At 73.3% G+C, this 13,849-nt stretch carries 12 protein-coding genes and 1 pseudogene; 6 read left to right on the top strand and 7 right to left on the bottom strand.

Annotated elements, in window-relative coordinates; translation table 11 throughout:
• Nucleotides 1-405 precede the first annotated feature (405 nt).
• Nucleotides 406-915 (bottom strand): annotated as a pseudogene (locus tag ACWCP2_RS22785) (TetR/AcrR family transcriptional regulator); the annotation flags it as partial.
• A gap of 179 nt (nucleotides 916-1,094) precedes the next feature.
• Between ACWCP2_RS22785 and ACWCP2_RS22780 the strand changes: the two are divergent.
• From ACWCP2_RS22780 to ACWCP2_RS22770, 3 genes are read left to right on the top strand one after another with little or no spacing between them, the layout of a single operon-like run.
• Nucleotides 1,095-1,643: a DUF6230 family protein gene (locus tag ACWCP2_RS22780; RefSeq protein ID WP_430625747.1), complete on the top strand. Its 549-nt coding sequence runs from the start codon at nucleotides 1,095-1,097 to the stop codon at nucleotides 1,641-1,643.
• Nucleotides 1,634-2,599 carry a DUF6114 domain-containing protein gene (locus ACWCP2_RS22775; RefSeq protein ID WP_450910402.1) on the top strand — a complete coding sequence of 322 codons (966 nt, stop codon included), beginning with the start codon at nucleotides 1,634-1,636 and terminating at the stop codon, nucleotides 2,597-2,599. Before ACWCP2_RS22780 ends, ACWCP2_RS22775 begins: the two co-directional genes overlap by 10 nt.
• Nucleotides 2,596-3,534, top strand: coding sequence for a hypothetical protein (locus ACWCP2_RS22770; RefSeq protein WP_450910401.1), 939 nt, complete (start codon nucleotides 2,596-2,598; stop codon nucleotides 3,532-3,534). The genes ACWCP2_RS22775 and ACWCP2_RS22770 overlap by 4 nt, the downstream gene beginning before the upstream one ends.
• On the opposite strand, the gene ACWCP2_RS22765 is transcribed toward ACWCP2_RS22770, so the two are convergent.
• From ACWCP2_RS22765 to ACWCP2_RS22755, 3 genes are all read right to left on the bottom strand, one after another.
• A complete protein-coding gene (locus ACWCP2_RS22765; protein ID WP_243341628.1) occupies nucleotides 3,509-3,667 on the bottom strand; it encodes an SCO1431 family membrane protein in 159 nt (52 codons plus the stop codon). The genes ACWCP2_RS22770 and ACWCP2_RS22765 overlap by 26 nt on opposite strands.
• Before the next feature lie 155 nt (nucleotides 3,668-3,822).
• A complete protein-coding gene (locus ACWCP2_RS22760; RefSeq protein ID WP_450910400.1) occupies nucleotides 3,823-4,248 on the bottom strand; it encodes an SPW repeat protein in 426 nt (141 codons plus the stop codon).
• A gap of 86 nt (nucleotides 4,249-4,334) precedes the next feature.
• The gene (locus ACWCP2_RS22755) at nucleotides 4,335-5,720 is read right to left on the bottom strand and encodes a peptidase C39 family protein (protein WP_450910399.1); all 1,386 of its coding nucleotides are present in this window, start codon (nucleotides 5,718-5,720) and stop codon (nucleotides 4,335-4,337) included.
• 740 nt (nucleotides 5,721-6,460) lie between these two features.
• Here ACWCP2_RS22755 and ACWCP2_RS22750 point away from each other — a divergent pair.
• From ACWCP2_RS22750 to ACWCP2_RS22740, 3 genes are all read left to right on the top strand, one after another.
• Nucleotides 6,461-7,744, top strand: coding sequence for a serine hydrolase domain-containing protein (locus tag ACWCP2_RS22750; RefSeq protein WP_450910398.1), 1,284 nt, complete (start codon nucleotides 6,461-6,463; stop codon nucleotides 7,742-7,744).
• A 33-nt stretch (nucleotides 7,745-7,777) separates the two neighbouring features.
• Nucleotides 7,778-8,431: a uridine kinase family protein gene (locus ACWCP2_RS22745; RefSeq protein WP_450910397.1), complete on the top strand. Its 654-nt coding sequence runs from the start codon at nucleotides 7,778-7,780 to the stop codon at nucleotides 8,429-8,431.
• A 400-nt stretch (nucleotides 8,432-8,831) separates the two neighbouring features.
• Complete coding sequence (locus ACWCP2_RS22740; RefSeq protein WP_450910396.1) at nucleotides 8,832-10,784, top strand: AAA family ATPase; 1,953 nt, start codon at nucleotides 8,832-8,834, stop codon at nucleotides 10,782-10,784.
• A gap of 5 nt (nucleotides 10,785-10,789) precedes the next feature.
• Here the strand turns inward: ACWCP2_RS22740 and ACWCP2_RS22735 are convergent, their stop codons facing one another.
• The 3 genes from ACWCP2_RS22735 to ACWCP2_RS22725 form a co-directional block, all read right to left on the bottom strand.
• A complete protein-coding gene (locus tag ACWCP2_RS22735; RefSeq protein WP_450910395.1) occupies nucleotides 10,790-11,269 on the bottom strand; it encodes a hypothetical protein in 480 nt (159 codons plus the stop codon).
• A gap of 86 nt (nucleotides 11,270-11,355) precedes the next feature.
• Entirely contained in the window at nucleotides 11,356-12,435 is a 1,080-nt protein-coding gene (locus ACWCP2_RS22730) for a hemolysin family protein (protein ID WP_450910394.1), read from the bottom strand.
• Entirely contained in the window at nucleotides 12,432-13,841 is a 1,410-nt protein-coding gene (locus ACWCP2_RS22725) for a hemolysin family protein (RefSeq protein ID WP_450910393.1), read from the bottom strand. Before ACWCP2_RS22725 ends, ACWCP2_RS22730 begins: the two co-directional genes overlap by 4 nt.
• Nucleotides 13,842-13,849: the final 8 nt, after the last annotated feature.

The raw sequence follows: 13,849 nt of genomic DNA, 5'->3' as shown, positions 1-13,849 counted from the left end.
TCGCCGGGTCTCGGGGCTCACAACCGATGGTGCCCTCCCGGATCGCGGGAAGGTCCTGTTCAAGGGGCTGCGGCGGTTGAGTATGCCCGATCAGGGGCTTCCCGTCACGGGTACGGGATCGTCCTCGGGCAGGGGCGGGGCCGGGCACTCGGGGACGAACTCCTCGATCACCGTCAGCGTCGCGCGCAGCGTGCGCACCAGCAGGGCTCCGACCGCGGCCCGGTCGGGATGGCCCGGGTCGCCGGGAACCCCGGTCCCGCGGCCCTCCCGGGCCTGCGCCGCGGCCACGGCGGGGACCTGCGCCGGCGCCTCGGCAGGGACTTGCGCCGGCGCCTCGGCCGGCGCCTCGGCAGCGCCCTGCGCCGGGATCTGGCCGGGCACCCGCTCCGCGGTGTCCCCCGGGCCGATCCAGTCGAGGGTGATGCCCTCGACGCCCGCCAGCCAGCCGACCAGTGCCAGCCGGGCGACCGGCGGGATCTCGCGGCGGCCGTACGCGCCTTCCGCGATGGTGGCCATGAGCTCCTCGCGGACGGCGTCGCGGATGGCCAGGACCTCGGAGTCCGAGCCGACGCCGCCGGTGACGATGGTGCGGTAGGCGGCCTGGTGGTGCTCGGCGTAGTACAGGTAGCCGTCGATGGTGGAGCGCACCCGCTGCGCGTTGGGCAGTTCGCTTTCCCCCGCGGCGCGGGCCACGAGCTCGGCCACCGAATCCTCGACGATGGCCAGGTAGTAGCCGCGCTTGCTCTTGAAGTAGTAGTAGATGAGCCCCTTGGCCACACCCGCGTGCTTGGCGATGTCGTCCATGGAGAGCGCGTCGTACGAGGTGTCGGCGAACAACTTCCGTCCGGTCGCTATGAGTTCGGCCCTCCGAACCTGCGAACGTCCGGTCGTTCCGCGCTGTTGACTATTATTCAAATTCAGCCCTAGCCTCGAACTGCCACAGGAAGCCCGCAGTATGGCAGACCCCTGGGCACCCCCCTTTGCACTCCCCCTGCGCACCGGACGACGTACGGGAGGAACACATCATGGGCAACAGCAGAACCAGTAGCACCTCCGAGGGCCGGGTCAACTGGAAGAAGACCGCCGCCGTGGCCATGCCCGCGGTCGTCGCGGTCGGGGCGATGGCGATGGTCATGGCGCAAGGCGCGCTCGCCGCCTCCTTCGCCGTTTCGGGGACCAGTTTCCAGGTCTCCTCCTCCAAGCTGAGCAGCAAGGGCCTGTCCTCCTACGTGCAGACGGACCGCTCCGTCGACGGCAAGGGGCATCCCGTCGCACTGCTCGGCATCGGCGAGGCCACCCTCACCGACATCTGCCAGGCCGCCGAGGTGGACACCCCGGTCGGCAAGGTGGTCTTCAAACTGACCGCGGGCGGCCCGGCCGGCAACGTCACCGCCAGCAATCTCGTCATCGACGGCGAGGACCTGGCCGGCGACGCCGTCTTCGGGACGGCCCAGATCGGCCGCGACGCCTCCACCCTCGACCAGGTCGGCGGGATCAAGGGCGAGGCCGGCAAGTTCGGCCTCCAGGCCGGGGACATCGAGGTCGTGGACGTGAAGTCGCACGCCTGGTCGGCGACCGGCGGCAACTTCCACCTCAAGGGCCTGAAGCTGAACGTCAGCCTGGACGGCAAGAAGTGCTTCTAGGCCCGCGCGGGTCCGCGGGGCCGGGCGGCGGGTGGCTGGAGCAGCGGCTCCCGCTGCCCGGCCCCCGGCGGCGGCTGCGCGCCTGGCGCCGCACCCGCCCCTTCTGGGGCGGGCTGCTGGTGATCCTGGGCGGGACCGAACTGCTGCTGGTCCCGCTCTCCCCGCTCACCGTGCTGGTCAGCCTGGGCCTCGGCGGGATCGCCGCCATCGGGATCGGCCTCGCGCTGATCGCCGCCGGCCTGTTCCTGTGGCTGCTGCCGCAGACCCGGGCCTACGTCTCGATCCACGCGCTGCTGCTCTCGGTGCTGTCCTTCGTGGCGACCAACCTCGGGGGCTTCCTCGTCGGGATGCTGCTCGGCATCGCGGGCAGCGCGCTGGCCTTCGGCTGGACCCCGCGGGCCGATGCGGAGGCGGGCGAGGAGGGACCGTACGTCCCGAGCCTGGACGGCAGCGGCCCGCGCACGCTGGCCGTCGCGCTCCCGGTGGTGCTGCTCGCCGCGCTGGTGGCGGGCGCCGGGGACGCGCGGGCCGCCGCCCAGGCCGGTCCGCCGATGGCCGCACGCACTCCCCCGACCGTGACCACCTCGCTGTTCGCCCCGCAGGGGTTCGCCTTCGCCGGGGTCACCCAGGTCCCCACGGCGGACGGCCCGCTGAAGGTGCTGGTGCTGCGGATGAGGGCCGCCACCCTCACCGACTACCGGCTGCGCACCCGCGACGGTGACGACGAGTACGGGCTCGCCGCCAGGAGGCTCGACCTGAGCGGCGAGGTGACCTTGTACCTGACGAGGTTCAGCGGGTGCATCGAGGGACTGCTGTGCGTGACCTTCAGCCCGGACGGGCTGCCCGCTCCCCCGGTCATCCCGCCGTTCGTCTTCATGACCCAGGTGAGCGCGGAGCAGGCGCTCGTCACCTCCGACGTGATCAGGACCGACGACCTGCGGCTGGTGGCCTCGTGATCCCCGTCCAGGCCGCGCCGCTGTGGGCGTACGGCATCGGCGCGACCTTCGCGGTGGCCGCCGGACGCCAGCTCCAGTGGTGGGAGCGGTCGGTCCGGGGCGAGGGGGTCCGTACGAGGAGCCGCGCGGCCAATCCGTACCTGGCGCTCACCCTGCTCTACGCGGCCCTGCTGCCCGCGCCCACGGGGGCGTACCTGCTCTGGCAGAACCCGGCCTGGTCGACGATGCACGCGGCGCGCGACCACGAAGGGGTGTGGGCCGGCTTCGCCCTCTTCTACGGGGCCTCGGTGGTGGCCGGCGCGCTGCTCGGGTTCCTGGTGGCGCGGCTGTTCGTCCTGGTGGGGGCCGGGTACTGGGGGTATCTCCAGGCGGTGGCCGGGTACTTCCAGCTGTTCTTCACCCTGATCCACGGATGGGACGGCCGGGGGTACGAGCGGCTGCTGAGCGCCGATGCGCGGGCCCTCGCCGACTGGCCGGCCGAAGGCGTCGTGAACTCCGTACTGGCCTTCGCGACCTCGGGCACCTTCCTGGCCGTGCTGATCTTCGGGACGGCCGTGATCGGCACGATGCTGCTGGCCGAGATCGGCTGGCTGATGGAGGGCTGGCGGCTGCCGGGGGCGGCGGCGGACCTCAAGGTGCCGAGGGTGGTCGCGGTGGCGATCGCCGGGGCGGGGGTCTACGGGCTGCCGTTCGCGGGGGCGGTGGGCGCGAGCGTCCTCGTCCGGCTGCTGGGGTGGTGGGCCGGGGCCGGGGTGTTCGCCCTGCTGGCCGGGGTGGTGCTGCTGCCGGCACGCTCGCCCGTGCGGGCGCTGTACGGGCTGGTGGGCATTCCGGACGGGCACTGGCGGGTGGAGCCGGACCCGGAGGCCGGGGTGGAGGCCGGGGCCGCGAGGGAGGAGCGGGCCGTGGCTAGAAGAACCAGCCGACCTGGGTGACGAACATGGCCACGACCACGACCAGGGTCCAGCCGAGCACGTGCTCCAGCCAGGAGGAGGAATCGTCCTCGGGTCCGCCGGTGCGGACCAGGTTGCGGGCGCGGGCGGTGAGGGCGGCGCTGTGTGCGGTCATGTCTCCAATGTGACAGCGGGGGCGGCTCCCGCGGTAGAGACGATGGTCACGCGTGGCATGTCTCACGCCCCCGGCCGCGTGCTGCGGACCGGGGGCGTGAGGGGTGTGTGCGTGCGTGCCGGATCAGGTGGCCTGGTGATCAGGTGATCAGGTGATCAGGTGGTGCGGTCGCGGCCCGCCATGCCCGCCATGGCCAGGGCCAGGCACAGGGCGATGCCGCCGGCGAGGACGTTGCTCCACACCGTGCGGGTGGTGCTGACGTCGCCGGCGATGACGAAGGGCGCGACGATCGTCCACGCGGCGAGGCCGACCGCCGTCCAGGCCATGGCGTGGGTGCGCTCGTACGCGGAGCCGAGCCCACTCATGCACAGGCAGTACGCCAGGCCCGCGATCAGGTTGTTGATCGCCAGCGAGCTGAGCCCGCTGAATCCGGCGATCCACGGCGAGGCGGCGATGTAGAGGCCCGTCATCAGGGCCAGCGCCTCGACGATCTGGGCACTCGGCGTGCTGGTGACCCGCTCGAACCGCGAGCGCATCTCAGCGAGGTCGGGGTGGTTTTCGATTCTCGGTTGGGTGGTCATGGCGGGCTGCCTCCTCTGGAGAAGCTCCTATTGCCCTTGTGCCCTTTATGTTGCGCTTACAACCCATTCGGGGCAACGCGAAATTCTCACAGCACGCCGACCGCTCGCAGCGCGAGGACCTGGGCCGCGTTCGGCCGGATCGGACCGTAGAGGTAGCAGACGCCTCCGGTGCCGGAGACGACCTTGCCGGCCGCGTTGTGGCGCTTGGTCCGCAGCCAGTTGTTCTCGAACTCCCGGCGCCGGTAGACGCGGCGCACGGCGTTGTTGTCGGCCGAGTTCGGGTCGTTGGCGATCACGTCGCCCGAGGCGGTGAAGCCGATGACGGTCATCAGGTGGCCGGCCGTGCCGTAGCCCGCTCCCGTCAGCTCCTCGGCCGTGAAGGACTGGGAGGTGATGACCGGGACTCCGGCCCGGACCAGGGTCTCCAGGTCGGTCAGGGAACCGAGCCGGGTGACGACCCCCGCCATCTGCCGGTAGGTGGCGGCGTAGGCGGCGTTGAAGGGCCAGTTCCCGCAGCCCTTGTACGCGGCGTCGTAGGTGGAGCGGGCGGCATGGCAGACCTGCGGGTCCGCGTAGTCCTTCTTGACCCAGGCCACGGAACCGGCGCTGGCCCTGCGGCCCCAGAACTCGATGATCATCTGTGAGGAGGTCGGGCTGCACCAGGCCTCGCCGCCGTTGTCGTACTCGGGGTACTGGCCGGCGTGCGTCTCCTGCGAGTACCTCGGCACCTTCAGCTCGTGGGCCCCGCCGGAGGCGGTGGTGGCCGGGACCGAGAACCGGTCCGGAACGTCCGAGACCATGGCGCCGGCCAGCCACACCGTGGGGCCGCGGCTCGCGCCGGGCTTGCGGTACAGGGTCAGGCGCAGCCGCCAGTCCTTGATCCGCAGCCCGCTCGCGGGGGCGTCCACGGCGAGGGTGTCGGTCCAGACGGTGGACTTGCCGTCGGTCTGCCCGTCCACGGAGGTGCGCCGGATGTCCCCGTCCCCGGAGGCCCAGCGGCCCATCACGTACCAGGGGGTTGCGGTGCCGTCGGAGTAGGTACCGCGCAGTTCGGCCTGGATCCAGGTGCCGACCGGGGTGCGGGCGTTCCAGGAGGCGACGGCCTCGGTGGCGGGCACGGTGGAGGTGTGGACCGGGGAGGTCCAGGTGGCGTACTCCCAGGTGCTCTTCTTTCCGGTGTGCGGGTCGGCGTACTCCCTGCGGCCCGTCGGGGTCTTGATCTCCAGGCCGGGGCGGGCGCCGCCGATGGCGGTGGTGCCCTGGTGGAGGCCGGCGGTCCAGTGGGCGTACGAGTACCAGAACCGGTTGTCCACCGTCTTGCGGGTGGCTCCGGCGGCGACGGCCTCGGAGCCGGCCCCGGCCGGGGCGGCCTTCGGCTCCGCCGCGGAGGCTCGGCCGCCGGGGACGGTGGCGGCGGTGGCTGCCGCGAGGGCTACTGCCAGGAGGGCTCGGCGGGGTGTGGGTGCGGTCATCGGCGTGGCCCCCAGGGCTCGGTACGGCGGGTCGGCTCCCGCCCACCATTCCAGTTCCCGCCTGCGGGGCGGTGAAGCCGGGGGCCGTGTCGGGGTGACGGGCCCCGACTCCCCCTCCCGGGGGGGCGGTGACGGGGCGCGGCCCCCTCCACCGGCGGGCCCTGCGGGGCGGAGTTCCCCTACCCGCCCTTCCACCGTTCCCCGGGCTCCGCCCGGACCCCGTCCGCCGCGTGCGGCACCGTACCCGGGGGCCAGCCCCCGGACCCCCGCTCCTCAAACGCCGGAGGGGCTGACATGGCCCTCCGGGCCATGCAGCCCGCGGGCGTGTGGGTATGGGCCGGCGCCGGCCGAATCCAGCCTCGCCGGCGTTTGAGGCGCGGGGTCTGGGGCGGAGCCCCAGGGGGCCCGGCGCAGCCCGGGGCCCGACGGGTCAGGGCGGAGCCCGGGAGCCAGCGGGTCAGGGCGGCGCCCTGGGAACGGCGGAAGGGCGGGTCGGGGAACTCCGCCCCGCAGGGCAGCCCACCCGCACCCGCCCACCGGGCCCCGCCGGGACGGCGGTGGCGCCGGCCCCGTCCGGCCACCGCCGGACGGAGACCGGCCGCAGCGGCGCGAAGCCGCGGAGGCCCTCCAGGGCCGAGCCGCGAGCGGTACACCAGAAGGCGCGCGGTGGCCCGGGGTGGGGGGGCGTTTCTAGGATGGGGGGAGAGGACTCGGGGAGCCTGGTTCTGGGGTGATGCGTCATGCGCAGCTTCCGGGCCGTCACATCGATGGCCGCCGCTTCCCTGCTGCTCACCGCGCTGTGCGCGGGAACCGCACCCGCCTCCGTGGCGCCGCGGGACGTCGACGCGGCCACCGCCGCACGCCTCGACGCCGCGATCACCGCCGCCATGCGCAAGGCGGACATTCCCGGGGTGGGCGTCGGCCTGTGGTTCGAAGGCGGGGGTTCCTACGAGCGTGCCTTCGGCACCGCCGACACCCGCACGGGCGCGCCCATGAAGACCGGCCTCCACACCCGGATCGGGAGCGTCACCAAGACCTTCACGATCACCGCCGTCCTCCAGCTCGTCGACCAGGGCAAGCTCCGGCTCGACGCCCCCGTACTGCACTACCTCCGCGGGCCCCTCGCCACGAAGCTGGGGCGGGTGGCCGGTGCGGACGAGGTCACCGTCCGGCAGCTCGCCGACATGCGCAGCGGGCTGTTCGACTACACCTCGGACACCGCCTGGCTGGCCGGGCTGCAGGCCGATCCGAACCGCGCCTGGACCCCGCAGGAGGTTCTGGATGTCGCCTTCGCGCACCCCATGGACTTCGCACCGGGCGCCAAGTGGGCGTACAGCAACACCAACACCGTGCTGCTCGGTGTGCTCGTGGAGCAGCTCAGCGGCCGGAGCCTGTCCGACTACCTGCGCGACCACGTGCTCGAACCGGTCGGGCTGGCGGACACCGCGCTGCCGAAGGGCGCCGAGATCCCGAGCCCGTACACCCACGGCTACACGACGTTCTCGCCCGGCGGGAAGCGCGTCGACGCCTCCTCGTGGAACCCCTCGTGGGGGTGGGCCGCCGGGGCCATGACCTCCACCCTGGACGATCTGCACGCCTGGGTGCCCGCGCTGAACGGCGGGAAGACGAAGGACGGGAGTCCGCTGCTGAAGCCGGCCACCCAGACCGACCGCATGCGGGCCCTGCCCACCGGCTACCCGGGTGTGGGTTACGGCCTCGGGATCGCCGAGGTCAACGGCTGGGTCGGGCACAACGGTGAACTCCCCGGCTACGAGACGATCGCCGCCGGGCTCCCGAAGGACGGTGCGGTCCTCGTCGTCATCGTCAACTCGGACGAGGACCCGGTCACGGGCACGGGTACGGGTAGTACGGGTACGGCCGAGGACACCGGGAGTCTCAGCACCATCATCGGCAGGGCCGTCACCGAGATCGCCACGCCCGCCCACGTGTGGTCGCTGCCGGCCGCCGCGCAGCCGAACGCCACGCCCGGTACGACGCCCGGTGCCACCGGCTCCGGCGGCTGAGGGTGCGGGCAGCCGAGGCCATACGCTGGGTCCATGGAGACTCAGCCGTCACTTTCGTCCCGTTCCGCGCTCCAGCCGCTCGCGCGTGACATCCTCGCCGCGCCGCCCTCCCTCGGGCCCGTCCGCCTCGTCGGGATCGACGGGCACGCCGGGTCCGGGAAGAGCACCTTCGCCGGGGTGCTCGCCGACGCGCTGGGCGGGGCGCCCGTGCTGCGGCTGGACGATGTGGCCACCCATGAGGAGCTGTTCGGCTGGGTGGGGCGGCTGCGGGCTCAGGTGCTGGAGCCGCTCGCCGCAGGGCGGGCCGCGCACTGGGCCCCGTACGACTGGGTCGGGCGGCGGTTCGGTCCGGAGCGGGTGCTGGAGCCCGGTCCGGTGCTGCTGGTCGAGGGGGTCGGTGCCGGGCGGCGCGCCCTGCGCCCGCACCTGGCGCGGCTGCTGTGGATGGAGACCCCGCGGGACGAGTCGTGGGGGCGCGGGCGCGACCGGGACGGGCGCGAACTGTCCGACTTCTGGGACGGATGGGAGCGCGCGGAGCTCGCGCACTTCTCGGATGATCCTTCGCGCCCCTTCGCCGACACCCTGGTGCGCCAGAGCGGTACGGGATACGAGTGGACTTCCGGGGACGGTGGGGTGGCCGAAACCAGTGCTCGCGTGACGGAGCGTGACGAGTCCCCCCAGGCCTGAGGGGCGGCTCCAAGACCCTCTCCGCGGGCGCCTTCCGGCCGCTTGACCGGGGGGCCGGGGCGGCCTTACGTTCTGAAGAAGCGGCCCTCACCGGCCGCCCCGGACGCGAAGCCCCCGATTGTTCCCCCGTGATCGGGGGCTTCGTGTCGTCACCGGTCCCCCGCGCGTTCCCGCCCGGCACTCCGCCGTCGCGGCGTCGCAGGGGGCACATCCCGGCCGTTCCCTCACCCTGCGTCACCACGGACCGCTCCGTTGCGCAATCGGCAGGTCTTCGACGCACCCTACGTAAGGTGCGTAACCGCAGGTACGATGCACCCCTGATTTCATCGGCGCAGGGACAACTCGCGTGCGCATCGCGGGGGTTGCTGGGCACCACGGGGGCAGGCTTGTGGGGGATGTGATGGACTTCGCCGCGCACGGCAGCAGCGCGCACGCCCCGGCCGAACTCGCCTGGCTTCGGGGAGTGGACGCCTGCACGATGGGCGCCTATCCGCAGGCCGAGGAGGAGTTCCGGGCGGCCGTACGACTCGATCCCACCATGGCCGACGCCTGGCTGGGGCTGCACGCGCTCCGCGTCGACACCACGAACGCGTTATTGCGCATGTACGCCCACCGCGACCGGTTCGGGGAGCAGCGGGCCCGTCACCGGCGGACGCTGAACTCCTGGTACTGGCTGGGCTGGTGGGTGCAGCCGGTCCTGGAGACCCGGCGGGACCTGCTGCTGGCGCACGCCTCGCACTGGCTGGACGGGCGCCACGTCCCGGAGCTGGACCAGGCGCTGGCGGCCCTGCCGCCCGTGGACACCGACCCGCAGGTGCGTTTCCTGCACGCCTGCCGGGCGTACCTGGTCAAGGACTGGGAGCAGTTGGTCCGCTCCACCGAATCGCTGGTCGACGATCCGCTCCTGGGCATCGAGGCGGGCCTGTTCGGCGGGATGGCCCGGGTCCGGCTGGAGATGTACGGGCAGGCCGAGCCGCTGCTGTCGGCCTCGCTGATGCGCTGCCGCAGCGAGCAGCCCCAGCGCAAGGAGCTGCGGTACTGGCTGGCGCGGGCGCACGAGGGGACCGGGCGCAGCGCCGCGGCCCTGCCGCTGTACCGGGCGGTGCACCGGGTGGACCCGGCGTTCATGGACACGGCGGCCCGGCTGACGGCGATCGAGGACAGCGAGGACGCCGACGGCCTGGCCGGGTACGCGGGCGGCGGCGGCTACGAGGCCTTCGGCGGGCACGGAGCGGCCCCGTCGGGCGGGGACTTCGCGGCGGTGGCGCTGGGCGGCGGCGGTCCGGTCCAGGGGCTCGCCGCCGACGGGCAGCCGGACACGGACCCGCTGGCGGCGGCCGATCCGCCGGAGCCGCGGCACGGGGCGGGGACACCGGGGCCCGGCACGGGTCTGCCGGCCGGGGTGCGGCGCAAGGCCTCGCTGCCCGCCCAGCCGGGACCGGTGGGACTGCCGGCCGGGCCGGCGGATCCGGCGGCGCTGGCCGAGGCGCTCGCGGAGCTGGAGCGGATGGTGGGCCTGGAGCCGGTCAAACGGCAGGTGAAGGCGCTCTCCGCGCAGCTGCACATGGCCAGGCTGCGCACGGGCCAGGGGCTGCCGGTGCAGCCGCCGAAACGGCACTTCGTCTTCTCCGGGCCGTCGGGCACCGGCAAGACCACGGTGGCGCGGATCCTGGGCCGGGTCTTCTACGCGCTGGGCCTGCTCGGCGGCGACCACCTCGTCGAGGCCGGGCGCGCGGACCTGGTCGGCGAGTTCCTCGGGCAGACCGCCGTGAAGGCGAACGAGCTGATCGACTCGGCGATCGGCGGGGTGCTGTTCGTGGACGAGGCCTACAGCCTCTCCAACTCCGGCTACAGCAAGGGTGACGCGTACGGCGACGAGGCCCTGCAGGTGCTGCTGAAGCGGGCGGAGGACAACCGCGACCATCTCGTGGTGATCCTCGCGGGGTATCCGGCGGGGATGGACCGGCTGCTCGCCACGAATCCGGGGCTGTCCTCGCGGTTCACCACCCGGGTGGACTTCCCCAGTTACCGGCCGCTGGAGCTCACCTCGATCGGCGGGGTCCTGGCGGACGCGAACGGGGACCGGTGGGACGAGGAGGCGCTGGAGGAGCTGCGGAGCATCAGCGGGCACGTGGTGGAGCAGGGGTGGATCGACGAGCTGGGCAACGGCCGGTTCCTGCGCACGCTGTACGAGAAGAGCTGCGCGTACCGGGACCTGCGGCTGTCCGGCTTCGCCGGTGATCCGTCCCGGGAGGATCTGTCCACGCTGCGGCTGGCGGACCTGATGCAGGCGTACGGGGAAGTGCTGTCGGGCCGGGGCCCCCAGGAGCGTCCGGAGCCGCCGCCGCTGTAGAAGGCCTAGGGGATCTCCGGCGGCGGGCCGGAGCAGGCCGCGAAGGCGTTGAGGAGGAAGAGCGCGACGACCGCGGCGATCAGGAACCAGCCTCCCCAGAGGGGCCGTCCGCCGTACTGCTCGGCCCACTGCTCGTCCGCGCCGCCGTCGCCCAGCCTGCCTTGCACCAGCGCCCGGACCCGGTCCGCGAACTCCGGGTCCGCGGCCGCGCGTTCGCTCAGGACCGATGCGAGGGCCTGGGCCACGGCCGGTGCGTGGGGTTCGCGGTCGAAGGCGGCGACGGCGCCCACCCGGTCGGACGGCAGCCCGTCGAGGAGCACCTCGCGCAGCCGGCGCGCCACCGGGGAGGGGGCGTCCGGGTCCTCCCTCAGCAGGTCCAGCGCCTCGCGGACCGTGGCCCGCACGTCCCTGTCCCGCGCGTGCATGTCCCGTAAGTCCATGTCCAGGAAGTACGGGTCCCCGTCGTCGTGTTCACCGGATCGCATGAGCGCCCCCTCCCGCCGCCTCCTCACGAGTATGGCGGCCGGACGCCGCGGCCGGACCCCTCGTGCGACGGGTCCGGCGGCGGGCGTCAGCCGGTGAGCGCCCCCTCCGAGCGGGGTTCGGGCCTGCGGGCCTGCGGCGCCGTGCGGTGCGCGGGGTCGCGCACCTCGCCGACCAGGGTTTCCAGGACGTCCTCCATGGCGACGAGGCCCAGCACCCGGCCGGACGGGTCGGCGACCTGCGCCAGGTGGGTGGCGTCGCGGCGCATGACGGTGAGGGCGTCGTCCAGCGGGAGCGTGGAGCAGACCGTGGTCATCCTGCGCCAGACGCGCTGGGGCACGGCCCGTTCGCGGTCCTCCAGGTCCAGGACGTCCTTCACGTGCAGGTAGCCCATGAAGGCACCGCTGTCCGTGCGGACGGGGAACCGGGAGTATCCGGTGCGGACCGTCAGCTGCTCGATCTGGCGCGGGGTGACGGCCGGGCCGACCGTGACCAGCCGGTCCGGGGCGAGCAGGACGTCGGTGACCGGGCGGCTGCCCAGTTCCAGTGCGTCCTCCAGGCGCTCCTGTTCGACCGGCTCCAGCAGGCCGGCCTGCCGGGAGTCCTTGAGCAGGCGGCCGAGCTGGGCGGAGGTGTAGACGGCCTCGACCTCGTCCTTGGGCTCCACCTTGAAGAGCCGCAGGATCAGCGTGGCGCAGGCGCCCAGCGCCGTGGTGACCGGTCCGCAGACCCGTGCGAAGGCGACCAGTCCGGGGCTGAACCACAGGGCCGTCTTCTCGGGGGCGGCCATGGCGAGGTTCTTGGGGACCATCTCGCCGATGACCAGGTGCAGGAAGATCACCGCGGTGAGGGCCACCGCGTAGCCCAGCGGATGGATCAGGCCCTCGGGCACGTGGACCGCGTGGAAGACGGGTTCCAGGAGCCGGGCCACGGTGGGCTCGGCCACGGCGCCGAGGGTGAGCGAGCACATGGTGATGCCGAACTGCGCGGCGGCCATCATGCGCGGCAGGTTCTCCAGGCCGTGGAGCACCTGGCGGGCCCGCTTCGAGCCGGCCGCCAGGGGTTCGATCTGGCTGCGGCGGACGGAGACGAGCGCGAACTCGGCGCCGACGAAGAAGCCGTTGGCCAGGACGAGGAGCAGGGCGAACAGCAGTTGGAGCGCGTTCACCGGCCACCCACCTGCGCCAGCTCGGCCGAAGCCGAGGCGGAGGAGGCGGCCGGAGCCGACGGCGCGAGCCCGTCGACGCCGGAGCCGGGCCCCGCGGGAGCGGTGCGCACGAGGCGGACCCGTTCGGCGCGGTAGCGGCGGACCTGGCGCACGGAGAGCTTCCAGCCGGGCAGTTCGGCGCGGTCCCCGGGTGCGGGGATGCGGCCGAGCAGGTCGGCGACGAGTCCGGCGACGGTCTCGTACGGGCCTTCGGGGACCTCCAGGCCTATCCGGCGCAGGGTCTGCACGCGGCAGCTCCCGTCGGCCTCCCAGGACGGGCGGCCGTCCTCGGCGGGTACGGCGGCCAGTTCGGGGCTGCCGTCCTCCGCGAGGTCGTGCTCGTCGCGGACTTCGCCGACGAGCTCCTCCACGATGTCCTCCAGGGTGACGACGCCGGCGGTGCCGCCGTACTCGTCGACGACCACCGCCATGGGCTGTTCGCTGCGCAGCCGTTCCAGCAGCGGCTGCACCGGCAGGGAGCCGGGCACCAGCATCGGGGCCACGCAGATCCTGCTGACGCTGGTGCGGGCGCGCTCGTGTTCGGGAACGGCGAGGGCGTCCTTGAGGTGGACGACCCCGGTGATCTCGTCGATGCGCTCGCGGTAGACGGGGAAGCGGGACAGGCCCGTGGCGCGGGTCAGGTTGAGCACGTCGGCCGCGGTGGCCGTGTGCTGGAGGGCGCTGACCTTGACCCGGGGGGTCATGACCAGCTGCGCCGTGAGCTCGCCCAGCGAGATGGTCCGTACGAAGAGGTCGGCGGTGTCCTGTTCCAGGGCGCCGGCCTGGGCCGAATGGCGGACCAGGGAGACCAGTTCGCCGGGGGTGCGGGCGGAGGCCATCTCATCGGTGGGCTCCACGCCGAGCGCCCGGACGAGCCGGTTGGCGACGGCGTTCAGGCCGGCGATGACCGGCCGGAACACCCGGGAGAAGACGTGCTGCGGGCCGGCCACGAAACGGGCCACCTGGAGCGGCCGGGAGACGGCCCAGTTCTTCGGGACGAGCTCGCCGACGACCATCTGGACGGCGGAGGCGAGCAGCATGCCGATGACGACGGCCACGCCGGGTACGGCGCCCTTGGGGAGGCCGGTCGCTTCGAGCGGTCCGGCCAGCAGGGCGGCGAGGGCGGGCTCGGCGAGCATGCCGACCACGAGGGAGGTGATGGTGATGCCGAGCTGGGTGCCGGAGAGCTGGAAGGACAGCTCTCGCAGGGCTGCGACGACCGTGCGGGCACGGCGGTCGCCCTCGGCCGCGGCGCGTTCGGCCTCGGGTCTCTCGACGGTGACGAGGCCGAATTCGGCCGCCACGAAGAAACCGTTGGCGAGGATCAGGGCGAATGCCGCCACGAGCAGAAGTAGCGGGATGGTCATGCCGCCGC

It is taken from the genome of Streptomyces sp. NPDC002104 (genome assembly GCF_053593795.1).
Note: the sequence above shows the minus strand (reverse complement) of the source record. Positions and strands in the feature narration are given on the sequence as shown.